General features: G+C 63.2%; 20 protein-coding genes. 6 read left to right on the top strand and 14 right to left on the bottom strand.

Going from position 1 to position 24,440, the window contains the following annotated elements:
- Position 1: 1 nt before the first annotated feature.
- From glgX to HX807_RS07435, 13 genes are all read right to left on the bottom strand, one after another.
- On the bottom strand, positions 2-2,161 hold the full coding sequence (glgX, locus tag HX807_RS07495) for a glycogen debranching protein GlgX (protein ID WP_003207536.1): 2,160 nt from the start codon (positions 2,159-2,161) through the stop codon (positions 2-4).
- Between the two features lie 123 nt (positions 2,162-2,284).
- Positions 2,285-2,551: a DUF2934 domain-containing protein gene (locus HX807_RS07490; RefSeq protein ID WP_003207537.1), complete on the bottom strand. Its 267-nt coding sequence runs from the start codon at positions 2,549-2,551 to the stop codon at positions 2,285-2,287.
- Between the two features lie 23 nt (positions 2,552-2,574).
- On the bottom strand, positions 2,575-5,331 hold the full coding sequence (locus tag HX807_RS07485; protein WP_177049649.1) for a malto-oligosyltrehalose synthase: 2,757 nt from the start codon (positions 5,329-5,331) through the stop codon (positions 2,575-2,577).
- Positions 5,328-7,412 carry a 4-alpha-glucanotransferase gene (gene malQ / locus HX807_RS07480; protein ID WP_177049647.1) on the bottom strand — a complete coding sequence of 695 codons (2,085 nt, stop codon included), beginning with the start codon at positions 7,410-7,412 and terminating at the stop codon, positions 5,328-5,330. The genes HX807_RS07485 and malQ overlap by 4 nt, the downstream gene beginning before the upstream one ends.
- Positions 7,409-9,160, bottom strand: a complete 1,752-nt coding sequence (treZ, locus tag HX807_RS07475) for a malto-oligosyltrehalose trehalohydrolase (protein WP_177049645.1) — start codon at positions 9,158-9,160, stop codon at positions 7,409-7,411. Before treZ ends, malQ begins: the two co-directional genes overlap by 4 nt.
- 16 nt (positions 9,161-9,176) lie before the next feature.
- Positions 9,177-10,736: a glycogen synthase GlgA gene (gene glgA / locus HX807_RS07470; protein WP_177049643.1), complete on the bottom strand. Its 1,560-nt coding sequence runs from the start codon at positions 10,734-10,736 to the stop codon at positions 9,177-9,179.
- A gap of 438 nt (positions 10,737-11,174) precedes the next feature.
- On the bottom strand, positions 11,175-12,128 hold the full coding sequence (locus HX807_RS07465; RefSeq protein ID WP_177008557.1) for a D-2-hydroxyacid dehydrogenase family protein: 954 nt from the start codon (positions 12,126-12,128) through the stop codon (positions 11,175-11,177).
- Between the two features lie 26 nt (positions 12,129-12,154).
- Positions 12,155-13,168: an alpha/beta fold hydrolase gene (locus tag HX807_RS07460; RefSeq protein WP_177049641.1), complete on the bottom strand. Its 1,014-nt coding sequence runs from the start codon at positions 13,166-13,168 to the stop codon at positions 12,155-12,157.
- Positions 13,169-13,223: 55 nt separating this feature from the next.
- A complete protein-coding gene (locus tag HX807_RS07455) occupies positions 13,224-13,655 on the bottom strand; it encodes a YqaA family protein (protein ID WP_003207548.1) in 432 nt (143 codons plus the stop codon).
- Positions 13,656-13,658: 3 nt separating this feature from the next.
- The gene (locus HX807_RS07450) at positions 13,659-14,105 is read right to left on the bottom strand and encodes a DUF411 domain-containing protein (RefSeq protein ID WP_087692368.1); all 447 of its coding nucleotides are present in this window, start codon (positions 14,103-14,105) and stop codon (positions 13,659-13,661) included.
- Positions 14,106-14,259: 154 nt separating this feature from the next.
- The gene (locus HX807_RS07445; RefSeq protein ID WP_003207553.1) at positions 14,260-14,715 is read right to left on the bottom strand and encodes an SRPBCC family protein; all 456 of its coding nucleotides are present in this window, start codon (positions 14,713-14,715) and stop codon (positions 14,260-14,262) included.
- A gap of 81 nt (positions 14,716-14,796) precedes the next feature.
- A complete protein-coding gene (locus tag HX807_RS07440; RefSeq protein WP_087692367.1) occupies positions 14,797-16,791 on the bottom strand; it encodes a methyl-accepting chemotaxis protein in 1,995 nt (664 codons plus the stop codon).
- Positions 16,792-16,956: 165 nt separating this feature from the next.
- Positions 16,957-17,952, bottom strand: a complete 996-nt coding sequence (locus tag HX807_RS07435) for an aldo/keto reductase (RefSeq protein ID WP_177049639.1) — start codon at positions 17,950-17,952, stop codon at positions 16,957-16,959.
- Between the two features lie 118 nt (positions 17,953-18,070).
- Here HX807_RS07435 and HX807_RS07430 point away from each other — a divergent pair, with 118 nt between their 5' ends.
- Entirely contained in the window at positions 18,071-18,988 is a 918-nt protein-coding gene (locus HX807_RS07430) for a LysR family transcriptional regulator (RefSeq protein ID WP_003207560.1), read from the top strand.
- Here HX807_RS07430 and HX807_RS07425 read toward each other — a convergent pair.
- Positions 18,979-19,884: an AraC family transcriptional regulator gene (locus HX807_RS07425; protein WP_087692364.1), complete on the bottom strand. Its 906-nt coding sequence runs from the start codon at positions 19,882-19,884 to the stop codon at positions 18,979-18,981. The two genes, HX807_RS07430 and HX807_RS07425, sit on opposite strands and share 10 nt — an antisense overlap.
- A gap of 102 nt (positions 19,885-19,986) precedes the next feature.
- Between HX807_RS07425 and HX807_RS07420 the strand changes: the two genes are divergently transcribed.
- The 5 genes from HX807_RS07420 to HX807_RS07400 are packed head-to-tail and all read left to right on the top strand — an operon-like array spanning position 19,987 to position 24,414.
- Positions 19,987-20,547, top strand: coding sequence for a carboxymuconolactone decarboxylase family protein (locus HX807_RS07420; protein WP_003207562.1), 561 nt, complete (start codon positions 19,987-19,989; stop codon positions 20,545-20,547).
- A 52-nt stretch (positions 20,548-20,599) separates the two neighbouring features.
- Positions 20,600-21,661 (top strand): acyl-CoA dehydrogenase family protein, encoded by a 1,062-nt coding sequence (locus HX807_RS07415; RefSeq protein ID WP_003207563.1) that lies wholly within the window; start codon positions 20,600-20,602, stop codon positions 21,659-21,661.
- Positions 21,658-22,461 (top strand): ABC transporter ATP-binding protein, encoded by an 804-nt coding sequence (locus HX807_RS07410; RefSeq protein WP_177049637.1) that lies wholly within the window; start codon positions 21,658-21,660, stop codon positions 22,459-22,461. Before HX807_RS07415 ends, HX807_RS07410 begins: the two co-directional genes overlap by 4 nt.
- On the top strand, positions 22,448-23,647 hold the full coding sequence (locus HX807_RS07405; protein WP_010171568.1) for an ABC transporter substrate-binding protein: 1,200 nt from the start codon (positions 22,448-22,450) through the stop codon (positions 23,645-23,647). The genes HX807_RS07410 and HX807_RS07405 overlap by 14 nt, the downstream gene beginning before the upstream one ends.
- A gap of 14 nt (positions 23,648-23,661) precedes the next feature.
- The gene (locus tag HX807_RS07400) at positions 23,662-24,414 is read left to right on the top strand and encodes an ABC transporter permease (RefSeq protein WP_172834573.1); all 753 of its coding nucleotides are present in this window, start codon (positions 23,662-23,664) and stop codon (positions 24,412-24,414) included.
- Positions 24,415-24,440 lie beyond the last annotated feature (26 nt).

Raw genomic sequence — 24,440 nt, 5'->3', positions numbered from 1 at the left:
GTCACACCTCGTCCTCATGCTGCAATTCAAACAGCAGCAGCGAACGCCCGGTGACCGCGTATTCGTGATCGAAATCGAAGCGTTCCTGGCCACGCACTGCCGGCTGGTTGGTGTCGAGCATGCAGGTCCAGAAGCCGCCATCCGGCACCGGTGGCAGGCGGAAATTGACCATGTCGTGGTGGGCATTGACCACCAGCAACAACGTGGCATCGGCCCCCGGGCGGCGAATCCCGGTTTCCTGGGCGCGGCCATCCATCAGCATGCCCAGGCAACGGCCATGGCTGTCCTGCCATTGCTCGATGGTCATTTCATCGCCGCTCGGCGCGAGCCAGGTGACGTCCTTGACCCCGATATCTTCGTTGTAGTCGCCCACCAGGAAGCGCCCGCGACGCAGGATCGGGTACGCCAGGCGCAACTTGATCAGGCGCTTGACGAACTTGAGCAGGGCCTTGCCGTCTTCATCCAGTTCCCAATTGATCCAGCCGATCTCGCTGTCCTGGCAGTAGGCGTTGTTGTTGCCGTGCTGGGTCCGGGCGAACTCGTCACCGGCTACCAGCATTGGCGTGCCCTGGGCCAGCAGCAGGGTGGCGAAGAAATTGCGCATCTGGCGCAGGCGCAGCGCGTTGATTTCCGGGTCGTCGGTAGGACCTTCGACACCGTGGTTCCACGACAGGTTGTTGTTGCTGCCGTCCTGGTTGTTCTCGTCGTTGGCTTCGTTGTGTTTGTCGTTGTAGGACACCAGGTCGTGCAGGGTGAAACCGTCGTGGGCGGTGATGAAGTTCACCGAGCTGTACGGCCGGCGGCCGCGCTGGTTGAACATCTCGCCCGAGGCGGTCATGCGTCCGGCGAAGTCGGCCAGTTGGCCGTCGTCACCTTTCCAGAACGAGCGCACGGTGTCGCGGAAACGGTCGTTCCATTCCACCCAGCCCGGCGGGAAACCGCCGACCTGATAGCCGCCGGGGCCACAGTCCCACGGCTCGGCAATCATTTTCACCTGGCGCAGCACCGGGTCCTGGCGGCAGGCCACGAGGAAGCTGTGGCGCTCGTCGAAACCGTCGCGGTAGCGGCCAAGGATGGTTGCCAGGTCGAAGCGGAAGCCGTCGACATGCATCTCGGTCGCCCAGTAGCGCAACGAGTCGGTGACCATTTGCAGCACGCACGGGTGGCTCAGGTCGAGGGTGTTGCCGGTGCCGGAATCGTTGATGTAGAAGCGCTTGTCATCGGGCATCAGGCGGTAGTACGAGGCGTTGTCGATGCCGCGCATGGACAGCGTCGGGCCTTGCTCGTTGCCTTCGGCGGTGTGGTTGTAGACCACGTCCAGGATCACTTCCAGCTTGGCTTCGTGCAGGTGCGCGACCATTTCCTTGAACTCGGCGATCTTGCCGCTGGCCAGGTAGCGCGGGTCCGGGGCGAAGAAGGCGATGCTGTTGTAGCCCCAGTAATTGGTCATGCCTTTTTGCAGCAGGTGCTGGTCGTTGACGAAGGCGTGCACCGGCAGCAACTCGACCGATGAGACACCCAACTGGCGAATGTGCTTGAGCACATCGTCGACCATCAGCCCGGCGCAGGTGCCGCGCACTTCCTCAGGCACCGAAGGGTGGCGCATGGTGATGCCGCGCAGGTGGGTTTCATAAATGATCGTGCGATCCCACGGCGTGCGCACTGGCTGGTCGTTGCCCCAGGTGTGGGCCGGGTCGATGACTTTGCACTTGGGCACGAAGGGCGCGCTGTCGCGCTCGTCGAAACTGAGGTCGGCGTCCGGATGGCCGATGGTGTAGCCAAACAGGGCCTCGGACCATTTGAGCTCGCCCACCAGCTGTTTGGCGTAGGGGTCGATCAGCAATTTGTTGTGATTGAAGCGATGACCGTTGGCCGGGTCATAGGGACCGTACACGCGGTAGCCGTAGATCAGCCCGGGGTGGGCGTCGGGCAGGTAGCCGTGGAAGGTTTCGTCGGTGTATTCCGGCAGTTCGATGCGCTCCAGCTCGACTTCGCCGCTGTCGTCGAAGATGCACAGTTCGACTTTGGTGGCGTTGGCCGAGAACAGCGCAAAGTTGACCCCCAGACCGTCCCAGGTCGCGCCGAGAGGGAAGGGCAAACCTTCACGAATCCGCGACGGCTCGTTTTCCGGCGTCGAGTTGGGCTTGTTGGGTTTGCTCATTGAGATGCTCCTGCAAAAGGGTTTTTCCGGGCCGAACGGGGCCATTCCGGCGTGATGCCGGGTAGATATCGGTAGTTGGATAGCCTCCTGCGGTGCGGGCGCACCTGCAGGAGGATCTTTGGGTCAGGGGGCCTTGGGCTTCTTCGCAGCAGGCTTCTTCGCCGCCGGCACTGCGCTCGGCTTGGCTGCCGGTTTCGGCGCTGCCGCTGCGGGCTTGGCTTTTGGCTTGGCCTTGGCGGCGGCCTTCGGTGCCTTGGATGGCGTCAGCGCTTCGGCTTCCGCCAGTTTGCGCGCCATTTCCCAGTGTCGTGCGTCCTCGCCATGGGGTTTACCTTCAGATTCCCAGATCTGATGTGCCAATTCGCGGATGCGTTTGTCTTCAGTACTCATCGCAATGCTCCTCACAGAAAATTTCAGCTTTCTTGATCATCAGGATTGATAAAGACATTGACCGGGAAATCCCCCAGGGCAGCGCTGATCATGAGCTCCTTGTTTGGTGTGACTGCGCCTGTTCGGAAAAGTCCCTTCCAATTTTGGGTTGGAGCGGCGAACGGTAATCGGACCCGGGTATCGCCCCAAATCTGCGCGTTGATCAGGGGATACACACCGTTTTCAAGCAGCCGGTGAGGCCAGCGTGGCACCACCACCAGCAGTTGTTTGCCCTGGTATTCGCGGTAGAAAGCGACCACCCGCTCGGCGTGTTCGCCCACCACTTCCAGAGGCTCGTACGTGCCCTGGCGAAACAGTTGCGGATGCGCCTTGCGCAACCCCAGGACCTGGCTGATCAACGCCTGTTTTATACGCCCGTCATGCCAGTTGAACATCAGCTCGCCGATGTCCGGTGGTGTGTGCAGGCCCTGTCGCCGTGCGGGGTAGTCCACCGGGCGGCGGTTGTCAGGGTCTACCAATGTGAAGTCCCAGAACTCATCGCCCTGGTACAGGTCCGGCACGCCCGGCACGGTGAGGCGAAGCAAGGATTGCGCCAGCCCGTTGAGCGCGCCGGCCGGGGCGATGGCCTGGGCGGCCTCGCCGATGGCATCGCGCAGGGTCCTGCCGGCGTCCTCCAGCAGCAGCCGTGACAGGAACGCTTCGACACCTTGCTCGTACAACTCGTTGGGGGCGCTCCAGCTGCTGTTGAGCTTGGCTTCACGCAGGGCTTTCTGCTGCCACTGCCACAGGCGCTGGTGATAGTCCGCCAGGCCCTCGGTATCGTCGCGGTGCAGGTCCAGCGGCCAACTGCCCAGCAGCACCTGATAGAGGATCAGTTCGTCACCCGCGGACGGCGTGTTGGCATCGCTGCGCAGGCGGGCGGCAAGGGGGCGCCATTGCTCCACCTGCTCGGCATACCAGTCGGCGGCCTCGCTGAGCACCGCCAGGCGCGCACGGGTATCTTCGCCGCGCTTGTGGTCGTGGGTGGCGGTGGCCAGCAGGTTGTCGGGGAAGGTGCGCAGTCGTTGCTGGTTGACCGCGTGGAAGTCTTCCAGCGGGGCGCTGAATTGTTCGGTGCTGAAACCCACGTCATTGCGCGACAACAACACACCCGAGCGGTAGAACGCAGTGTCTTCCACGGCCTTGGCCGCCGCCGGCGAGGTCAGTTGCTGGAAGCGTACGCAGGCGTGCTTGAGCATCTTGCGTTTGCGGCCCAGGGGGCGGTCGCGCCAGGGTTGGCCGCCGAGCCATTTTTCCAGGTAGTCGAGCACCGGCCAGTCGCCTTCGCTCAAGGTGCTGCGGGCACCGGCCAGGGCTTGCAGGAAAAACACGTCATCCAGTTCGCTGCGGCCCCGGGCACTGATGTAGGTGCGGTACACCGGGAAATGCACGATCAGTTCCTGCAACGCGCGGCGAATTGCACCCAGGGTCAGGTCGCGGCTCATCACATCGTCCCGAGCCACTTGCAGCAGGGCCTGGGCCACACTTTCAAAATCCCCGGCCAGGGAACCGTTGAGGATCTGCTGCCGGGCCAGCCAGGCTTCTTCGATAAATGAAGACGGGCGCTCGGTGTGGCGGGTCCATAACTCGGCCAGGGGTTCGAAGCCCTTCGGGTCATGTTGCAGCAATGACAGCTGGTTCATGAATTCGTAGCCGGTGGTGCCGTCCACGCGCCAGTCTTCACGCAAGGTTTCGCCTTCGCCGAGGATCTTCTCGACGAAGATCGGCAAGTGCCGCCCACTCGCCAGCGAGTCCACCCGGCGGCGCAGCTTGCGGCAGTAACCGCGCGGGTCGGCGAGGCCGTCGATGTGGTCGATGCGCAGGCCGTCGATCAGGCCTTCGCTGATCAGCTGGAAGATCTTGCCGTGGGTCGCTTCGAACACTGCGCTGCGTTCAACCCGCAGGCCGCCCAGCTCGTTGACGTCGAAGAACCGCCGCCAGTTGATATCGTCCGCCGCCGTGCGCCAGCTGGCCAGGCGATAGCTTTGTTGTTCCAGCAGGTGGTGCAGGCGGGCGAAACCTTCGGGCTGGCGGGCGTCGTAGAGGTCGAGGTTCGCTTCGATGGCCGTCAGGATTTCGGGGTCGCGGGCGGCCTCGATCAGTTCCTGTTTCAGCGCGGCGGCCTGGGGATAGGCGTCCGGCTGGTAGGCCAGGCTGCTGAAGCGATCGGCCAGTGACTTGACAGGCACCAGCTCGCCATATTCCCGCGGGCAGATCGGAAAACGATGTTCGTAATGCTCGACGTAGAAGCTGCCGTGCAGCGGGTCGAAGCGCAGCGGCAGGGCACCCGACTGCAGGGCTTCGCCGTAGTCGCTGCCCAGGAACGGCATCAGCAGTTGGCCCTTGAGCAGCGGGTCTGGCGAGTGCCATTGAATGTCGAAGAATTCGCTGTAGGGACTCAGTCGACCCCATTCCAGCAAGTCCAGCCACCACAGATTATCGGCACCGCCGACGGCCATGTGGTTGGACACGATATCGAGGATCAGCCCCATGTCATGTTCGCGCAATGCCGCAACCAATCGCCGCAGCGCCGGTTCGCCGCCCAGCTCGGGATTGACGGTGGTGGGATCGACCACGTCATAGCCGTGCATCGAACCGGCGCGGGCGCTCAGCAATGGCGAGGCGTAGAGGTGGCTGATGCCCAGCTCGGCGAAGTACGGCACCAGCGGCACGGCGTCGTCGAGGGTGAAGCCCTTATGAAATTGCAGGCGCTGGGTAGCCCGAAGCGTCAATGCTTTCATCGGTCACGCTCTTGGGCCTGGATGCGCGCCACGGCCAGCAGCTCAAGGCGGCGGGCGGCATTGTCGTCATCGAGCAGGGTGGCGGCATCGCCCGGCAGGCGGCGGCGCCAGTTCGGGTGGGTGTCGGTGGTGCCGGGCAGGTTGGATTGTTCCTCGACCCCCAGGGCGTCCTCCAGCGGCAGCAATACCAAGGGTGCACGGGTGTGGCCCAGGTAGCGCACGCTGGCGTCGATGACGTGGTCGGTTTCGTTGCGCACTTCGTCGATGAAGTTCTGCGGGTCCTGGCTCAAGGCCTGGCGCAGTGCCTGGCGTTCCCGCAGGCGGTGTTCGCTCCATTGCTCGACGGTGGGTGCATCGATCAGGCCCAGCTGGATATTCCAGTCGATATCGCGGCTGTGCCACCAACCGTTGAGGGTCGGCAGGTCGTGGGTGCTGGTGGTGGCCAGCGCGTTGTCCGGCCAATCGAGGATCGGCTTGAACTGGCCGCCGTGGTCTTGTTCGAACAGCAGCACGCGCATCCCAAGGATTGAGCGCGCGATGAGTTTTTCCCGCAGGCCGTCGGGTACGGTGCCGAGGTCTTCACCGAGGACGATCGCCTGGTGGCGGCTCGACTCCAGGGCCAACAGCCGCAGCAGGTCATCCACCGGGTAATACAGGTAGGCGCCGTCCCGTGGCGAGGCGTCCATCGGGATCACCCACAGGCGTTGCAGGCCCATCACATGGTCGATGCGCAAGCCGCCGGCGTGGGCGAAGTTGGCCCGCAGCATTTCGATAAACGCGCGAAAGCCGTTGCGCTTGAGGCCTTCGGGGGAAAACGCGGAAATACCCCAGCCCTGGCCGGCACGGTTGAGGATGTCAGGTGGCGCACCCACGGTCAGTTCCGCCAACAGTTCATCCTGGCGGCTCCAGGCCTGGCTGCCGCCGCCGTCGGCGCCCACTGCGAGGTCGGCGATCAGGCCGACACCCATGCCGCTGCCGCGCGCCGCTTGTTGCGCGCGTTCCAGGCACCGGGCAATCAGCCATTGGCTGAAGGCGTAGAAGCCGATTTCGTCCCGATTGGCTTCGGCAAACTGCACCAGGGCCGGGCTTTGCGGGCTGTGCCAGTCCTCTGGCCAGTGGCGCCAGTCGAGGCTCTCGCCGTTGGCCGCGCGTTCGGCTTGTAAGGCTTCGAAGCGGCAGTGGTTTTCCAGGGCTTCACCGCCAGCCTGGCGGAAGCTCAGGAAGTCGGCATGTTGCGGGTGGTCGCCCTGGCGGAAGTCGTCATACAGGGTGCGCAACAGGCGCTGCTTGGCTTTGGCCGCGGCCGGCCAGTCGATCAGGCTTTGTTGCTCAAGGTCATACAATTCGTCGGCCAGCCCGCTGGCTTCGATGGCACTTTGCACGGCACGTTCGCCGAGGATGCAGCCGGGGGAGGCGTACAGACTGTTGAGGAACAGGCGGCTGGACGGGGAATAGGGGCTGAAGCGCTCGGTGTCGGCGCTGAACATCGCGTGCATCGGGCTGATGGCCAGGGCGTCGGCGCCGCGTTCGGCGGCGGCGCGGGCCAGTTGTTCCAAGGCCTGGGTATCGCCAAAGCCGCCGTCGCCGCTGCGGCGCAGGGAATACAGCTGGGCGCTCAGGCCCCAGGCGCGGGCGGTCTGGGTGTCGACCGCTTCTGCAACGGTGTAGCAATGCGTCGGTGCCACGGCCAGGGTGAAATGCTGGTCGGCAATATGCACTTGTTGGTAGCCGACGGGAATCGAGCCGGGCAACACCGCGTTCTCGTCCAGGCTCAGGTCCAGCACGCTGGAGTCTTCGAGGTGAATCTGGCACGGCGTACCGGGGGCGAAGTAGCGCGCCAGGTCCAGGCCGGCGCCGCTGTCGACGGTCATCAGGGGCGGCAGGTGCTTGTCTTGTTGCACGCGTTCGAGGTCCAGCAGGCTGGCTTCGATCTCGGCGTCGCTGTCGGCCGGGTGGCCCAGGCCTTTGAGCACGGCGCGCAGGGCGTCGGGCTTTACATGTTGCGGGCGGCCATTCGCGTCGATCCAATCGACGGCCAGGCCCGCTCGGCTGGCGAGTATTTCCAATTGCGCGTCGCTCAAGGGTGCTCTCCAACAGGGGAATGGGTGAGGCTGACGCGGGCGCTGAGGGGAGCCAATTGTTCGGCCCCGCTGGCCTGCGTCACGAATAGGAGGTGCTCGGCAGCCGGGTAGTTCAGAGAATTGGCGCTCAGGTTGAGGTCGATCTGCAACAGGCTGCCATTGCCCAGGCGCCAGCGCGCCGTGACCGCGCCCTCCGCCAGCACGTGCGCACCCAGGGCCATGCTGCCGGGCAGGTGCGGCACGATATGTTGGTGGCGCAGGCTCAGCAGGTGCCGGTAGAGCTGCGAGTCGCCGCAGTCGGCGAGGGCGGGTGCCGAGCGGCGGAAGGTTTGCAGGGAGTTGGGGTCGGGAATGCGTTCGCGGCGTTCGGGGTCGCTGAACGCGGCGAAGTCGGCAAACTCATTGCGCCGGCCTTCACGTACCGCCTCGGCCAGTTCGCCGTGATGGTCGGTGAAGAACAGGAACGGCTCCTCGGCGTTGACTTCATCGCCCATGAACATCAGCGGGATCATCGGCGACATCAGCAGCAAGGTCGTCGCGGCGCTCAGGGCCTGGGGCGAACACAGTTGATGCAGGCGTTCGCCCAAGGCGCGGTTACCGATCTGGTCGTGGTTCTGCAGGAACAGCACAAAGGCGCTGGGCGGCAGGTGCCCGCTGGGCTCGCCGCGCGTGTGGCCGTGGCGCGTGGTGTGGCCCTGGTAGATAAATCCTTCGCTCAGGCAGCGCGCCAGTTTTCCCGTGGGGTCCTGGGCGAAATCGCTGTAGTAGGCGTCGGTTTCGCCGGTGAGCAGCACGTGCAGGGCGTTGTGGCCGTCATCGTTCCACTGGGCGTCGAAACCGCTTTCCAGCAGGCTGGCCTGGTTGAATTCGTTTTCCAGCACCAGCCACACATGCCGCCCCGTGTCGACTTGCTGGCGTACTTTTTGCGCCAGCTCCTGCAGAAATTCGGGATCGTTGATGGCGTGCACGGCGTCCAGGCGCAGGCCGTCGAAGCGGTATTCCAGCAGCCACATCAGGGCGTTGTCGATGAAGAAATCCCGGACCTCCCGGCGATCAAAGTCGATGCCCGCGCCCCAGGGCGTGTGCACGTCTTCGCGAAAGAAACCCTTGGCGTAGGTGCCGAGGTAGTTGCCGTCGGGGCCGAAGTGGTTGTAGACCACATCGAGGATTACCGCGAGGCCATAGTGGTGCGCACTGTCGATCAGCTGTTTGAGCTGCTCGGGCGAACCGTAGGAGGATTGGGGAGCGTAGGGCAGGACACCGTCGTAACCCCAGTTGCGTTCGCCGGGGAATTGCGCGATGGGCATCAGCTCAATGGCGGTGACCCCCAGTTCGGCGAGGCGCGGCAGTTGTTTCTCGACCTCGGCGTAGCCCCCCAGTACGCCCACGTGTATCTCGTAGATCACCGCTTCGTGCCACGGCCGGCCTTGCCAGTGGCTTTGGCGCCACTGATAGGCCAGGGGGTCGACCACCACGCTGAAGCCGTGAACGTCCGTGGCCTGTGCCCGGGAAGCCGGGTCGGGAACGTCCTGTTCGCCGTCGATGTTGTAGCGGTAGCGGGTGCCCGGCGGGCATTGCAGCTGCACCACAAACCAGCCATCGGCCTGGGGCAGCATCGCTACCGATTTTCCTTCCTCAAATTCAACGCTGACATAAAACGCGTCTGGCGCCCATAACGCGAAGCGGGTGTGTTCCGCATCCAGCATGATCGCGCCGTGGGGCCAGGTTTCCAGAGTCCGTGACGGCATCTATGAAGACCTCTTTTTACTGTTTCCCCGATCTTCCCAGCGCTTTCGCTACCAGTTGCTCATAAAGTTCGGCATAGGGTTCCACTGCCTGGCACCAGTTGAACGGTGCGGCCATAGCCCGGCAACGCATGGCGTTGAGCAAGCCTGGGAAGGCGAAGACCTTGAACGCGCGGCTCAGGGCCGCTTCGTAGCTTTCGACAGTGGATTCGTTGAACAGGAAGCCGGTGACACCATCCTCGATAGTATCGGCCAGGCCGCCGGTGTTACGTGCAACCGGCAACGAGCCGAAGCGCTGGGCATACATCTGGCTCAGGCCGCAGGGTTCATAACGGGACGGCATCAGCAGGAAGTCGCTGCCGGCGAACATGCGGCGCGCGTCGGTCTCGTTGAAGCCGATGCGCACGCCGATCTGGCCGGGAAAGCGCAGGGCCAGTGCACGCATGGCTTGCTCTTCTTCCGGCTCGCCACGACCGATGATCGCGATCTGGCCGCCGTTTTCGACGATAAAACTGGAGACCGCTTCGGTCAGGTCCAGGCCTTTCTGGTAGACCAGGCGCGATACCACGGCGAACAGCGGGCCGGTGGAGTCATCCAGACCGAACAGGTTGCGTACATGGGCGGCGTTCTGTGCCTTGCCTTCCCAGTCACCGATGTTGAAGGGGTGAGTCAGGTGCGGGTCGGTGGACGATTCCCAGCTTTCATCAATGCCGTTGGGAATGCCGCTGAGCAGGCCTTGCTGGGTCTTACTGGCGAGGAAGCCATCCAGACCGCAGCCAAATTCGGGGGTGGTGATTTCCTGGGCGTAGGTGGCGCTGACCGTGGTGATATGGCTGGAATACGCCATGCCGGCTTTCAGGAATGACAGCTTGCCGTAGAACTCCATGCCTTCTTGCTGCAAGGCGTGTTCTGGAATACCCAGCTCCGGGCACGAGGCGAGGCTGACCACGCCCTGGTAGGCGAGGTTATGAATGGTGAACAGCGTTGGAGTGCGTGACCCACGCCAGTGCATATAGGCTGGCGCCAGGCCGGCGGGCCAGTCATGGGCGTGCACCAGGTCCGGGCACCAGTGGATTTGCGCCAGGTTGGCGGCAATATCGGCGGCGGCCAGGCCCAGGCGGGCGAAGCGGATATGGTTGTCGGGCCAGTCACGGCCGTTGTTGGCGCCGTAGGGCGTGCCTTCGCGCTCGTAAAGCTCGGGGCAGATCAGCACGTAGATAACCAGGCCGTCCTTGAGGTCCATGCGCCCGATCTTGCACGGCGGCAGCGCAGCGTGGCCGCCCAGCTCGCCGATGATATGGATGGGGTTGTCGCTTTCCAGCACCTGCGGGTAGCCGGGGATCAGCACGCGCACATCGTGCAGGTGCGCCATGGCGCGGGGCAGGGCGGCGGACACATCACCCAGGCCGCCGGTTTTCACCAGGTCAGCAATTTCGGAAGTGACAAACAGCACTTTTTTGCGATTGGGATTCACACGTGGGACCGGCCGCACCGTGTTGGGAAGGTCGGCCAATGAGGTCGGCCCGCCAACCGGCTGACTAAAACGCTCTCCCTGAGTATCTACAGCGGCACTGATCATAGTTCTCTCCCGAGTTCTGGTCGGCTGATGGCATATAGCAATCAGCGAAGGTTGACCGCGTCCTGCGGCCAGGCGCACAAGCGCTACACAGACTGGCAAGCCTTATGCCAGTTGTGCTGGAGTCTTAAATAGAGTGGATGGACGGGCGTTCGGTGGGAACCGTCAGCACTCGCCTTACCTTAAACCTGACCTGTGGCAGAGTTGGAAAGTTTCGATTTTTTGCGGGGTTTTTGTTTTGGATCGGACCCATCGGTCATGAGTCTAGGACAGATCCCAGAGCCTGTGGGGTCTGTGGGGTATTTTTGTAGGACAAATTTTTTTCATGAGCCCCGTAGCAGCTGTCGAGCGCGCTCCGGTTCAGGATCGGCAGTGCGCCCGACGCAGCCTCGCTGGGGCTCGACAGCTGCTACGGGGGGAGTGGGAGGTGAAATGTGTGCACTAGCTTAGTGCGCGAAGGGGCACTCCTTTGGCCCAGGCTTGGATGTCTTCGATCATTTGCTGGTAGAACTGGCGGTAGTTCTGCTCGCTGACGTACCCCACATGAGGGGTGGCCAATACGTTGGGCAACTGGCGGAATGGATGCCCGGCTGGCAGCGGCTCCTGGGCGTACACGTCCAGTGCCGCGCCCGCCAGCCGGCCATTGGCCAGGGCGTCAATCAAGGCGGCTTCGTCGACAATCGGCCCGCGTGCCGTATTCACCAGATGCGCCGTAGGTTTCATCCAGCCCAACGCTTCGGCGTCCACCAGCCCGCGGCTGCGGTCGCTGAGCACCAGGTGAATCGACAACACGTCCGCCTGTTCAAACAACTCGCGCTTGCTGACCCAGGTCACGCCGCTTTCGGCAGCGCGCTCTGGAGTAAGGTTTTCGCTCCAGGCAATTACGCGCATGCCGAAGGCCTGGCCAAATTTGGCGACCTTCTGGCCAATGCTGCCCAGCCCGAGAATCCCCAGGGTCTTGCCGTACAAATCGCCGCCCAGGCCCACTTGCCAACCCCCGGCGCGCAGGGAATTGGCTTCGGCCAGCAGGTTGCGGGTGGACGCCATGATCAGTGCCCAGGTCAGTTCCGGGGCCGCGTGCTTGTAACTGTCAGTGCCGCCTACCTGGATACCCAGGGCCTTGGCCGCAGGAATGTCGATGGCGGCGTTGCGCATGCCGCCGGTCACCAGCAACTTGAGCCTGGGCAAGCCTTGCAACAGAGCCTGGTCGAAGGTGGTGCGTTCGCGCATCACGCAGATCACCTCGAACCCCTGCAAACGCTCGATCAACGTGGCGGTGTCCGCCGGGTAATCGTGGAGGAAGTGCACCTGGCCGACCGACGCCAGGACTGACCAGTCCACCACGCCACTGGCCACATTCTGCCAATCATCAATCACTGCGATCTGTACCGACATTCACGCATGCCTCGAAAAAGGTTGGATTAAAGGGCGTTCAGCCCTTGCAACAGTGCCTTGTGAAACTGTGCCGGCTCTTCCATTTGCGGTGCATGGCCCAGGCCCGGGAATTCCACCAGGGTGGCGTGGGGAATCAGCTTGGCCACTTGCTTGCCCAGCACCGCGTAGTTGCCGAGCTTCGCCTTGACCGCCGGTGGCGCCAGGTCTTTGCCAATGGCGGTGTTGTCGGAGGTGCCGATCAGCAGCAGGGTGGGCATCTGCAGGTCCTTGAACTCGTAGTACACCGGCTGGGTGAAGATCATGTCGTAAATCAGCGCCGAGTTCCACGCCACCTGGCTGTGGCCGGGGCCTTTGTTCATGCCGGCGAGCATATCGACCCAGCGGTCGTATTCAGGCTTCCAGCGGCCGACGTAGTAGGTGTCGAGCTCGTATTTGCGGATGCCTTCGGCGGTCAGTTTCAACTCGCGCTCGTACCATTGGTCAACGCTGCGGTAGGGCACGCCGATGGCCTTCCAGTCTTCCAGGCCAATAGGGTTTACCAGTGCAAGTTGTTCGGTTTGCTGCGGATAGAGCAGGGCGTAGCGTGTGGCAAGCATGCCGCCGGTGGAATGGCCGAGCAGGGTAGCCTTCTGAATACCAAGTTTTTCCAGGAGTTGATGGGTGTTGATCGCCAGTTGCTGGAAGCTGTACTGGTAATTGTCCGGCTTGCTGGAGGTGCAGAAACCGATCTGGTCGGGAGCGATCACCCGGTAGCCGGCGTCGCTCAGGGCCTTGATCGATTCATCCCAGGTGGCGCCGCAGAAGTTCTTGCCGTGCATCAGCACGATGCTGCGCCCGCTGGCCTTGCCCTTGGCCGGCACGTCCATGTAGCCCATCTGCAGGGATTTGCCCTGGGACTGGAAGGTGAAGTGCTCTACCGGGTACGGGTATTGGAAGCCTTGCAGCTCGGGGCCGTAGGTCGGACCTTCTTCGGCGGCGAAGGCGGGCAGGGCGCTGCCGAGCAACAGGCTGGCGACGCACAGAGAGCGGATCTTGGACATGGTTAGAGCTCCGGGAACAGTGCCCGGATGCTGTGGCGAGGGGATTAACGGGAGATTAAATCCAGTGCAGGGTGAGCATGGCCAGTACCCCGTAGCGCGCCCCTTTGGCCAGGGTCACCAGCACCAGGAACCGCCAGAACGGTTCGCGCATGACCCCGGCCACCAGGGTCAGCGGGTCACCAATGATCGGCACCCAACTGAGCAGCAACGACCAATGGCCCCAGCGCTGGTAATGAGTACGGGCGTTTTCCAGGTGCCTGGGGCTGACCGGAAACCAGCGTCGATCCTTGAAGCGCTCGACCGAGCGGCCCAGCAGCCAGTTCACCACCGAGCCCAATACGTTGCCGGCCGTTGCAACCCCGAGCAGCAGCCACACGCTGTAATGCCCGCTGATCATCAGCCCTACCAGCACCGCCTCCGATTGCATCGGCAACAGCGTGGCGGCGCCGAAGGCGGCGAAAAACAGTCCCAGGTAACCGGCAAGCATCAATCAGCGTGCCGGATAGTCAGCCACTACCACGTCTTTGCCATCGCGAGTCAGGCCGATGACCTGATAGGCATCGCTGCTGCCGTTCATCTCCATGCCAGGCGAGCCCATGGGCATGCCTGGCGCCGCAATGCCCAGCAAGTCGTCGCGCTTGCGCAGGGCCAAGACCTGGTCGGCTGGCACATGGCCTTCGACGAACTTGCCGTCGATCACGCCGGTATGGCAAGACGCCAGGCGCGGCGCCACGCCCAGGCGTTGCTTGACCTCGCTCATGTTGCTTTCCACATGGTCGTTGACCTTGAACCCGTTGCTCTCCAGGTGGGCAATCCACTTTTTGCAGCAACCGCAGTTGGCATCACGGTGCACGTCAATCGGGATCAGCTCGGCAGCCTGGGCCAGGGTGCTCATGAGCAGGGCCGACAGTGCGGCCAGTCGCAGGGTGGTTTTCATCGTCATCTCATCGGATAAAGGGCAACAGCGGGGCATTCTCCCTGCTTTTTGGAAAAGGGTTTCCCGGGATTGTTACGAGGTTTTACGAAAAACCGACAGCACCAGAATAACCGCCTGGTGCTGTCGGAAAACTGAGAGGGATATGACGGTTTTGTCAGGCTGGCGGGGATTCCAGGCGCTGCTTGAGCTGATCAAGGGCCTGGTTGGACAGTGCGATCATGCGCTCATGCAGGGTGGTCAGTTGCAGTTCGGTTTCATAGGTGAGGATGCGCTTGAACAGCGTGCCGTTGCCCTGTACTTGCAGCAGATAATGAATACAGCCATCGACCGCCAATGAGGTGAACGCGGTCTTGAACTCCCGCGGTCGCTGCGCAATCTGCACGCGATAGCTCATGGGAACCCGCACACCCAGCAGGTCGATGGTTTCAGTGAAACGATGACCGGCAGGCAATGAGCCGGCGATACCGGTGTCGGCGCCCAGGGATGTCGGATGCCATTCATGCCAGCGATCCGGTTGGGTAACGTAGTCGTAAACATCGTCGATAGAGGCTTGTATATAGCGTTCCTGACTGATCCGCTCCAGACGGATCGGGTGCTCAACTGCGTGCATGACACACCTCCTGTGTGGCGGAGCGAACTGTCAGAATAGTCCGGCTCCCGCGCATTGCACGGGAGCTTTCAGGCTATTTTTTCAACGCACCTTGAAGCGACCCATCAATGCAATAACCCGGCCATTGGCATCCAGCAGGCTCTGGGTGTTGTGCTCCGTGGCGTGGCCGCTTTGCACCAGCTCTTCGACCATGTGGCGGATGTGCACCATGCTGCGGTTGATTTCCTCGGTCACCGCGCTTTGCTGTTCGGCGGCGGTGGCGATCTGGGTGCTGAGGTTGTTGATATGGCTGACGGAGCCAGCCATCTCGTCCAATCCCGTGTTCACCCGGGCCGTGGCGTCAGCCGCAGACTGGCAGCTGGCCTGGGTGGCTTCCATGGCCGTCACCGAGGAACTCACGCCCGTGGTCAGGCGCGCCAGCATCTCATTGATCTGCGAGGTGCTGGCCTGGGTGCGGGCGGCGAGGGCGCGGACTTCGTCGGCCACCACCGCAAAACCCCGGCCTTGTTCGCCGGCCCGGGCGGCTTCGATGGCCGCGTTGAGTGCCAGCAGGTTGGTCTGGCCGGCGATGGCGCCGATCACGCCGAGGGTTTCGGTGATGCGGGCGGCATCCTGGCGCATGTTTTCCACGGTGTGGGTGGCGCTGGAGACCTCGCCGATCAACGCGCTGACGCTGCGGGAAGCTTCGCCGACCACCACCCGCGAACGGTCGGCGTGCTCATTGGCGCGCTGGGTGAACGCAGCCGTTTCGGCGGCGTTCTCGGCCACGGTGTCGGCGGTGGAACTCATCTCGGTGATGGCCGTGACGGTCTGGTCGGTTTCCGAGGCATGGCGGACCAGGATCTGGTTGGTCTGGGCCGACGTCTGCTGCAATTGCGCCAGGCTCGACGACATGGCGCCGGTGGCCAGGGTCACTTCTCCAATCATGTTTTGCAGGTAGACGATAAAGCGGTTCACCGAATGGCCAATCGCCCCCAGTTCATCCTCGGCGCGGATGGTGATGCGCCGGGTCAGGTCGGCATCGCCGTTGGACAGTGCGTCGATATTGGTCTTCAGCGCGGTCATCCGGTGCACCAGCTGGCGGATGGCGTACACCGCCAACAGCACCAACAGCAGGATCATCGGGATTTGCAGCATCGCCAACGTGCCCAGTACGTCATCACGTTGGGCGGTGATCAGCGAGGTCGGCAGCGCAGTGGCGAGGAACCACGGCGTGCCTTCGATCGGGCGCATGAAGAACGTGCTGGCCACGCCCTGGTTGTCGAACTCGCTGCGTTGCAGGGTTTGATCACGATGGGCCAGGCCGGCGCTGACCTGGGCGGCAAAGGCCGAGGTGCCGGCCAATTCGCTGATGTTCTTCAACACCACGGGGCCGCTGATGCGCGTGCTGTTGCTGATGATCTTGCCGTCGCCTTCGACGATCAGCATTTGCCCGCCGAGGTCTTTTTCCTTGCTGGCCACCAGGTCATTGAAGAAACCCAGGGTCACGTCGATGGTGGCGACGCCATAGGCTGCGCCGTCACGCTGGATCGCCATCGCGCAGTTGGTGCGTGGCTCCTGGCTGGCGTCATCCTTGTAGGCCGCCGCCCAGGCGCACTGGCCGCGGGGCGAAGCGAGGCCGCCCTTGTACCAGCTCTGGTCGTAGTAGTTGGGGGCCGCGTCGCTGTTCCAGAAGGTATTCACCGCCAGCTTGCCCGAGGCATCGCGGTGCCAGAAGGTGCTGTGCTTGTTGCGCCCCGGGGTGCGCTGGTTGGGCAGGGGCCAGATGCCGCCGCCGAATACTTTCAATTCGCCGTACTGGTCCACCAGGCCTGGCAGCACCTTGTCGATGGCGTCGCTGTCCAGCAGCGGGATGGTTTGGGTGATGCTGCGTTGCTGGGCCTGAACCTTGTTCAGTTCGCCCTGGATCTGCTCGGCCACTTCGGCAATGCGATTGAGGGCCACCTGTTCTTCGGTGTGGCGCAGCTTGGGGGCCACCAACTGCCCGATGCCCACCACCGTCAAGACGAATAACAACAGGACGAACAGCACCAGGAACAGGGTGTAGCGGGCTTGGATAGAGCGCAATGAGGGCATGGGGTCGTCCTTACGAAGCGTTTATTGTGCGACGCGGCTTTGTTAGAGCTTCGAAGGGCTATCGGCTTGGGACGGGCGAGCTTGAGGCGTTATCGTGCAAGAAAACCCAGGGCAGGGATTTAAGGGGCGGAGCTGGCGAACCAGCCCCGATCCGGCGTGGCAGGATTATTTGTCCAGCATCTGCATGACCGCTTCCGGGTAGCGCAGCCCGGCTGTGGCGTTGGCCGGGAATATGGCCTCCAGCGCCGCCAACTCGGTCGGGCTGAGCTTGACCGCCAGTGCCGCGACGTTCTCTTCCAGGTACTTGCGTTGCTTGGTCCCCGGGATCGGGATCAGGTAATCCCCTTGCGCCAGCACCCAGGCCAACGCCAGTTGCCCGGCGGTCACGCCCTTGTCGGCAGCCAGGGCTTGTACCTGTTTCACCAGCAGCAGGTTCTTCGCAAAGTTTTCACCCTGGAAACGCGGGCTGAACCGGCGATAGTCATCCGCCGCAAAGTCATCCGGGCTTTTCAGCGCGCCGGTCAGGAAGCCGCGGCCCAGTGGGCTGTAGGGCACAAACGCGATTCCCAGGCGTTGGCAGGCCGCGAGGCAACCGTTGTCTTCCTGGTCGCGGCTCCATAGCGAATATTCGCTTTGCAGGGCGCTGATGGGATGCACTTTATGGGCGCGCTCCAGGGTGGCCGCCGACGCTTCACTCAAGCCCAGGTAACGCACCTTGCCTTGCTTGACCAGTTCGGCCATGGCGCCAACGGTTTCTTCAATCGCCACTTCGGGGTCGATGCGGTGCTGGTAATACAGGTCCAGGGTTTCCACGCCCAGGCGCTTCAAGGTGCCGTCGATGGCCTCGCGAATGTATTCCGGGCGGCCGTTGACGCCACGCAGTGCCGGGTTCGCCGGGTCGCGCACGATGCCGAACTTGCTCGCGAGGAACACCTGGTCGCGCTTGCCGGCGATGGCCTTGCCGATCAGCGCTTCGTTGGTGTGGGGGCCGTACATGTCGGCGGTGTCCAGCAGGTTGATCCCCAGTTCCAGGGCGCGGTGCAGGGTGTATATGGCTTCAGTGGTGTCGGTGCCGGTGGTGTAGAAATCGGTCATGCCCATGCAGCCGAGGCCGATGGCGGAAACCTGAGGGCCGTTTTTGCCGAGTTGACGTGTGTGCATGGGTCCAGCTCCTGTGTGGGAAGGGCTCCATTGTTGCCCTCGACAAAAGCGGGATAAACCGGCTAAAACCACTATCACTATTATGAAATTCTAAATAATCCCTGAAGGAAACCAGCCAGTGGACCGTTTCAACGCCATGCGCGTATTTGTGCGGATTGTCGAGTTGGGCGGCTTTGCCAGGGCGGCCGACAGCCTGCAACTGCCGCGTGCCTCGGTGACCATCCTGATCAAGCAACTGGAGGCGCACCTGGGGGTGCAACTGTTGCAGCGCACCACGCGCCAGGTCAGCCCGACCCTGGACGGCGCCGCTTACTACCAGCGTTGCGTGAGCCTGTTGGCGGACCTTGAGGAAACCGAGGCGGTATTCTCCACCAGCCGACGAAACCCGCGCGGCACGTTGCGTATCGATATGCCGTCCGGGATCGGGCGTTTCCTGGTGATTCCGGCAATGCCCGAGTTCACCACACGTTACCCGCAGATTGATCTGGAAATCGGCCTCAACGACCGCCCGGTGGACCTGATCCGCGAAGGCGTTGACTGCGTGTTGCGCGGCGGCCTGGCGCTGGATGAGTCGCTGGTGGCACGGCCGCTGGCGATGATGGATCAGGTGACCTGCGCCAGCCCCGGCTACTTGCAGCGGTTCGGCGTGCCATCGACGCTGGATGAGTTGGCCGGCCATCAAGTGGTGGAGTATTTCTCCAGCACCAGCGGCAAACGCTATGGCCTGGAGTTTCAGATCGGCAGCGACATCCGCTTGGTCGACCTGCCCAAGCAAGTGGCGGTCAACAGTGCCGATGGTTACCTGGCGGCCTGTGAGGCGGGTTACGGCCTGGTACAGACGCCGTACTACCACGCCGTTCGCCAGTTGGAAGCGGGCACGCTGGTGGAGGTGCTGGCGCATCAGCCGCCGCCCAGGTTACCGCTGACGGCGCTGTACCCGCCGCATCGCCAGCTGTCGCAACGGGTGCGGGTGTTTGTCGATTGGCTGGTGGAGTTGTGTGCCCGGCCGGGCAATGGGTTGCAGCGTCAACCTTGAGCCTTTCGGTAGGCGCCGGGCTGGAAGCCGGTGACCTTATGGAAGGCCCGGGTAAATGCTGCCACCGATTGATAACCCACGGCGAGGGACACGTCCGCTACGGTCTGGTCCTGCTTGAACAGCTGGCAGGCGTGGCGCACACGCATCATCAGCAGCACTTGCCCCGGCGACTGCCCGCACAGTTCATTGAAGCGCTTGAAGAACGCCGAGCGCGACAGGCCGGTGCAGGCCGCCATGCTTTCCAGGGTCCAGGGCTCGGCCGGGCGTGCGATCAACTGCTCCAGCAGGTTGGCAAATGCCGGTTGCCGAGCCAGCGCCGCCAGGCCGCCGAGGTCGGTGTTGTCCAGCACCTGTTGGCGCAGCACATACAGGAACAGCAGGTGGCACAGGCGCTCCAGCAGGGCGGGCGAGGGCGCCGGCGTGCGCTCGCATTCCTGCAGGATCAGTTCGAACAGGTTGCGCGCGGCGGTCAGCGATGGGTCACCGGCCCGCAGGATGATCCAGGCGGGCAGGGTGTCGACAATCATCGCCGACAGCCCGGACTGGAAGTGAAAGAACCCGCACACCAGGCCCACGCCGTCACTGGCCTGGCTGTCCAGTGGCAGCATCGGTTTGCGCGGGCATTCCTGGGCGCCGGTGGCGGTGCCATCGCTGGACAAGCGGTACGCCAGGTCTCGCAGCAGGAAGACTGCATCGCCGTTGTTCAATGGGTAAGGGGTCGAGTCGCCGTCGATGTGCATCCAGCACTGCCCTTGCACCACCAGATGAAAACTCGCGCTTGCCAGGCCATGGGTGCTGGCGTGCCAGTCGCCGCAGTAACGCCCGACGTGAAACAGGCTGGTGTTGAGTTCAAGGCTATCTAATAACCAATCGACGAGTGAACTGGACGAATTCATCTAACGGAAAGACTCTAGAGCAAGTAATCGCTACTTTAGACTATTGAGCGGATTTTTTATAACCAACAGACTTGGTACACGAATCCATGAGGAGACCACTCCATGTCCCGCGTACCGATGCTAACCCTGGAAACCGCTCCTGAGGCGGCCAAGCCCTTTCTGGAAAATGCCCTGAAGGGTTCCGGGTTCATCCCCAATCTGTTGGCGGTGCTGGCCAATGCCCCGGCGGCACTGGAAACCTACATCACTGTCTCCGGCCTGAATGCCAAATCCGACCTGAGCCTGGCCGACCGCGAAGTGGTGCAACTGATTGCCGCCACGAACCACGGTTGCGATTTCTGCGTCGCCGGGCACACTGCCGTAGCGCGCAACAAAGCCAAGCTGCCGGAAGACGTGATCGACGCCCTGCGCCAGCGTGGCGAACTGCCCAACGAGCGTTATGAGACACTGGCCGCGTTCACCCGTGAAGTGATCGCCACCCGCGGTGATGTCAGCGACGCCGGCTACACCGCGTTCCGTGAGGCAGGCTACACCGACGGTCATGCCCTTGAGGTTATTCTGGGTGTGAGCCTGGCCACCCTGTGCAACTTCGCCAACGTGTTTGCCCGTACCCCGTTGAACCCGGAACTGGCGCAATACCGTTGGGAAAAACCGGCAAGCTGAAGGCGCGCAAGCGTTCGCGATGGTAAACATGCTGCAACAAGGAGAAACATGAATGCTTGACCCAATCTTGAGCCGTTGGCTCGATGTTCAAGCGCAGGCCCTGGATGTGGGCAGTTGCGATCCGCAGGAAGTGCTGCCACGGCTGGCAGAGGCCAATGTATTACGTATCGGTGTGCCCAAGGACCTCGGTGGCCTGGGCGGCGATGTCACCGGCGCGGTGGAAGCTATCGCCGACGTAGCTAGCCATTCCCTGGCGTCGGCGTTTGTATGCTGGGGCCAACGCTCGTTTATCGAATACCTGCTGCAAAGCCCGAACCAGCGCCTTCGCGAGCAACTGCTGCCGGACCTGCTGAGCGGCAAGCTGGCCGGGGCGACCGGGCTGTCCAACGCGATGAAGTTTTTGTCTGGCATCGAGTCGCTGCAAATCAGCGCCGAGCCGACCGACGACGGCTGGAATCTCAATGGCCGCCTGCACTGGGTGACCAACCTGCGCAAGAACGGGTTTGTGGTGGCTGCCGCCATCGAGCATGCCCAGGGCGGCGCGCCGTTTATCCTGGCGATCCCGGACTCGGTGTCCGGCCTGCAACGTTCCCGCGACCTGGAACTGCTGGGCCTGCAATCGAGCAATACCGCGGCCCTCGGCTTTGAAGCCGTGGAGCTGAGCCGCGACTGGTTGCTGCATGAGGATGCGCGCAAGTTCCTGCCGGCCGTGCGCCCGGCATTTCTGGGCTTGCAATGCGGCATGTCCATCGGCCTGGCGCGGCGCTCGCTGGCGGAGGTGGCCAATCACCTGGGCTCCAGCCGCACCGTATTGCGTGAAGAGCTGGAAGTGTTGCGTACCTCCTTGGAACAGGCGGTCAACGACCTGAAGAAAGGCCTGCTGGCCGGCCGCTTCGGCACTGAGCCGGTACCGTTGTTCCGCCTGCGCATCGCCCTTGCGGAAATCGCTGCCAGCGCTGTGCAACTGGAGCTGCAAGCCAGCGGCGGCAAGGCCTACCTGACGGCCCACGGCAGCGGTTTTGCCCGGCGCTGGCGCGAGTCGGCGTTTGTGCCGATCGTGACCCCGAGCCTGGTGCAGTTGCGCACCGAGTTGAACCGTCAGGCCAACCTATGAACCAGGCGGTATTGCACGCCCAGGGAATTTGCCTGGGCTATGCGGGCAACTCGGTGCTGGAAGGTTTCGACCTGCAATTGCAGCCCGGCGAAGTGGTGTCGATCCTCGGCCCCAGCGGCGTTGGCAAGTCCAGCCTGCTGCGGGTGCTCGCCGGTTTGCAAGCGCCCCAGGGTGGCAGCATCCGCCTGCTGGGCGAGCCGTTGAATGGCCCGCACCCGCGGGTGGCGGTGGCGTTCCAGGACCCCAGCCTGCTGCCGTGGCTGAGCCTGGAAAAGAACGTCGCCTTCGGCCTGGACTTTGCCCGCCAGCCGCACCTCAGCCCTGAAGAGCGTCGCAGCCGCGTCGACCATGCGATCCACGCCGTAGGCCTGGAACACGCCCGCCAGCAGTTCCCGGCGGCGCTGTCCGGCGGCATGGCCCAGCGCACGGCGCTGGCGCGTTGCCTGGCACGCCAGCCGCAGGTATTGCTGCTGGACGAGCCCTTCGGTGCCCTGGATGAAGTGACCCGTGCCGACATGCAGCACCTGCTGCTCAAGGTCAATCGCGAGCAAGGTTCGGCGGCGGTGCTGATCACCCACGATATCGACGAAGCGCTGCTGTTGTCCGACCGGATTCTGCTACTGGGTAACCGCCTGGCGCGGACCCTCGGCGAATGGCGCATCGACTTGCCGCAACCGCGGGAAGAACAGGTGGAAGCCATCGGCACCCTGCGCATCGAGATTCTCAAAACCCTACGGCGGGCGAGCCGCACTGACCCCCAACCCCCTGAACTGCTGGAGCCTTGCCATGTGTCTGGATGACCTCACTCACTCGCGCCGTGACTTTCTCAAACTCTCGGCCGTGCTCAGTGCCGCCGGAGCCTTGCCACTGCTGAGCAGCTTGCAGGCCCGGGCGGCCAGTGAGCCGGACGCACCGGTACGCATCGGCTATTTGCCGATCACCGACGCCACGCCGTTGCTGGTGGCCCACAACAATGGCCTGTTCGAGGCCGAAGGCATCAAGGCCGAGCGCCCGGTGCTGCTGCGCAGTTGGGCCCAGGTGATCGAGGCGTTCATTTCCGGGCAGGTCAACGTGATTCACCTGCTGTCGCCGATGACCGTATGGGCGCGGTATGGCAGCAAGGTCCCGGCCAAGGTCGTGGCCTGGAACCATGTGGGTGGCTCGGGTTTGACCGTATCCCCAGGCATTACCGATGTGAAGCAACTGGGCGGCAAGTCGGTGGCGATTCCGTTCTGGTACTCGATCCACAACGTGGTGGTGCAGCAGCTGTTCCGCGACAACGGCCTGACCCCGGTGGCCCGCGCCGCCGGGAGTGCGATTGCCGCCAACGAGGTCAACCTGATCGTGTTGCCGCCCTCGGACATGCCGCCGGCCCTGGCCAGCAAGCGCATCGACGGCTACATCGTCGCCGAGCCGTTCAACGCCCTGGCGGAAAACCTCAACGTGGGCCGCGTACAGCGCTTTACCGGCGATGTGTGGCGCAACCATGCGTGCTGCGTGGTGTTCATGCACGAGCATGACCTGACCAACCGCCCGGAATGGTCGCAGAAGGTGGTGAATGCGATCGTCAAGGCCCAGGTCTGGACCCGTGACAACCGTGAAGAGGCGGTGAAGCTGCTGTCCAAGGACGGCGAGAACCGCTACACCCCGCATGCCGAACCAGTGCTGCGCAAAGTCCTGGCGCCGGCTGCCAGCGACCGTGCGGCTTACCTGGCTGACGGCGCGATCCAGCACGCCAACTGGGACGAGCACCGCATCGACTTCCAGCCGTATCCATTCCCCAGCTACACCGAGGAACTGGTACGCCGCCTGAAAGACACGCTGATCGAGGGCGACAAGAAATTCCTCGCCGACCTGGACCCCGCGTTTGTCGCCAAGGACCTGGTGGACGACCGCTTCGTGCGCAATGCGATCGCGGCGGTGGGCGGCATGAAGACCTTCGGCTTGCCTGAGGGCTTTGAGCGAAACGAGGAGATTGGCGTTTGAACAACGGCAAAACCTTGGGGTTGCCGGGCTGGTTGCTTGGCTTGAGCGGGTTGGCGGGATTGCTGTTGCTCTGGTGGCTGGGGGTGAAGGTCTTTGGCAGCGCGGACGGTTTGTCTGCGCGGTTTTCGCTGTCGGCGACCCTCGCCAGCCTGTGGGAGTTGCTGGGCCGCAGCGAGCTGTACCTGAACATAGCCGTGAGCCTCAAGCGGATCTTCGTCGGGCTGTTCCTGGCATTGCTGATTGGTGTACCGCTGGGCTTGCTGGTGGGCAGTTCGCGCAAGCTGGAGGCGGCAACCACGCCGGCGTTCCAGTTTCTGCGGATGATCTCGCCGCTGTCGTGGATGCCCATCGTGGTGATGTTGATGGGCGTGGGCGACCAGCCGATCTACTTCCTGCTGGCGTTCGCAGCGGTGTGGCCGATTCTGCTGAATACGGCGGCGGGTGTGCGTCAGCTCGATCCGCGCTGGTTGCAACTGAGCAAGAGCCTGAGCGCCACGCGCTGGGAAACCTTGCGCCGGGTGATTATTCCCGGGGTCATGGGGCACGTGCTGACCGGCGTGCGCCTGGCCATCGGGATCCTGTGGATCGTGCTGGTGCCGTGCGAGATGCTCGGGGTCAGTGCCGGGCTGGGTTACTACATCCTCGACACCCGTGACCGGCTAGCCTATTCCGAGCTGATGGCGATGGTGCTGTTGATCGGTCTGTTGGGGTTTGCCCTGGATGCGTTTGCGCGCTGGTTGCATCAGCGCTGGGTGCATGGAGGGTGAACACCTCATGCAAAGGCTCGGAGGCT

This window comes from Pseudomonas sp. D8002, from assembly GCF_013385695.1.
GTDB lineage: Bacteria > Pseudomonadota > Gammaproteobacteria > Pseudomonadales > Pseudomonadaceae > Aquipseudomonas.
This window is presented reverse-complemented; position numbering and strand designations above follow the sequence as displayed.

What these genes read in the sequence shown, in the direction of transcription:
- HX807_RS07415 (WP_003207563.1), top strand. Translation starts at nt 20,600, where the DNA reads ATGCTTGACCCAATCTTGAGCCGTTGGCTCGATGTTCAAGCGCAGGCC.
- HX807_RS07450 (WP_087692368.1), bottom strand. Translation starts at nt 14,105, where the DNA reads ATGAAAACCACCCTGCGACTGGCCGCACTGTCGGCCCTGCTCATGAGC.
- HX807_RS07425 (WP_087692364.1), bottom strand. Translation starts at nt 19,884, where the DNA reads ATGAATTCGTCCAGTTCACTCGTCGATTGGTTATTAGATAGCCTTGAA.
- HX807_RS07435 (WP_177049639.1), bottom strand. Translation starts at nt 17,952, where the DNA reads ATGCACACACGTCAACTCGGCAAAAACGGCCCTCAGGTTTCCGCCATC.
- HX807_RS07410 (WP_177049637.1), top strand. Translation starts at nt 21,658, where the DNA reads ATGAACCAGGCGGTATTGCACGCCCAGGGAATTTGCCTGGGCTATGCG.
- HX807_RS07440 (WP_087692367.1), bottom strand. Translation starts at nt 16,791, where the DNA reads ATGCCCTCATTGCGCTCTATCCAAGCCCGCTACACCCTGTTCCTGGTG.
- HX807_RS07460 (WP_177049641.1), bottom strand. Translation starts at nt 13,168, where the DNA reads ATGTCCAAGATCCGCTCTCTGTGCGTCGCCAGCCTGTTGCTCGGCAGC.
- HX807_RS07405 (WP_010171568.1), top strand. Translation starts at nt 22,448, where the DNA reads ATGTGTCTGGATGACCTCACTCACTCGCGCCGTGACTTTCTCAAACTC.
- HX807_RS07445 (WP_003207553.1), bottom strand. Translation starts at nt 14,715, where the DNA reads ATGCACGCAGTTGAGCACCCGATCCGTCTGGAGCGGATCAGTCAGGAA.
- treZ (WP_177049645.1), bottom strand. Translation starts at nt 9,160, where the DNA reads ATGCCGTCACGGACTCTGGAAACCTGGCCCCACGGCGCGATCATGCTG.
- HX807_RS07490 (WP_003207537.1), bottom strand. Translation starts at nt 2,551, where the DNA reads ATGAGTACTGAAGACAAACGCATCCGCGAATTGGCACATCAGATCTGG.
- HX807_RS07465 (WP_177008557.1), bottom strand. Translation starts at nt 12,128, where the DNA reads ATGTCGGTACAGATCGCAGTGATTGATGATTGGCAGAATGTGGCCAGT.
- glgX (WP_003207536.1), bottom strand. Translation starts at nt 2,161, where the DNA reads ATGAGCAAACCCAACAAGCCCAACTCGACGCCGGAAAACGAGCCGTCG.
- HX807_RS07420 (WP_003207562.1), top strand. Translation starts at nt 19,987, where the DNA reads ATGTCCCGCGTACCGATGCTAACCCTGGAAACCGCTCCTGAGGCGGCC.
- glgA (WP_177049643.1), bottom strand. Translation starts at nt 10,736, where the DNA reads ATGATCAGTGCCGCTGTAGATACTCAGGGAGAGCGTTTTAGTCAGCCG.
- HX807_RS07455 (WP_003207548.1), bottom strand. Translation starts at nt 13,655, where the DNA reads ATGCTTGCCGGTTACCTGGGACTGTTTTTCGCCGCCTTCGGCGCCGCC.
- HX807_RS07485 (WP_177049649.1), bottom strand. Translation starts at nt 5,331, where the DNA reads ATGAAAGCATTGACGCTTCGGGCTACCCAGCGCCTGCAATTTCATAAG.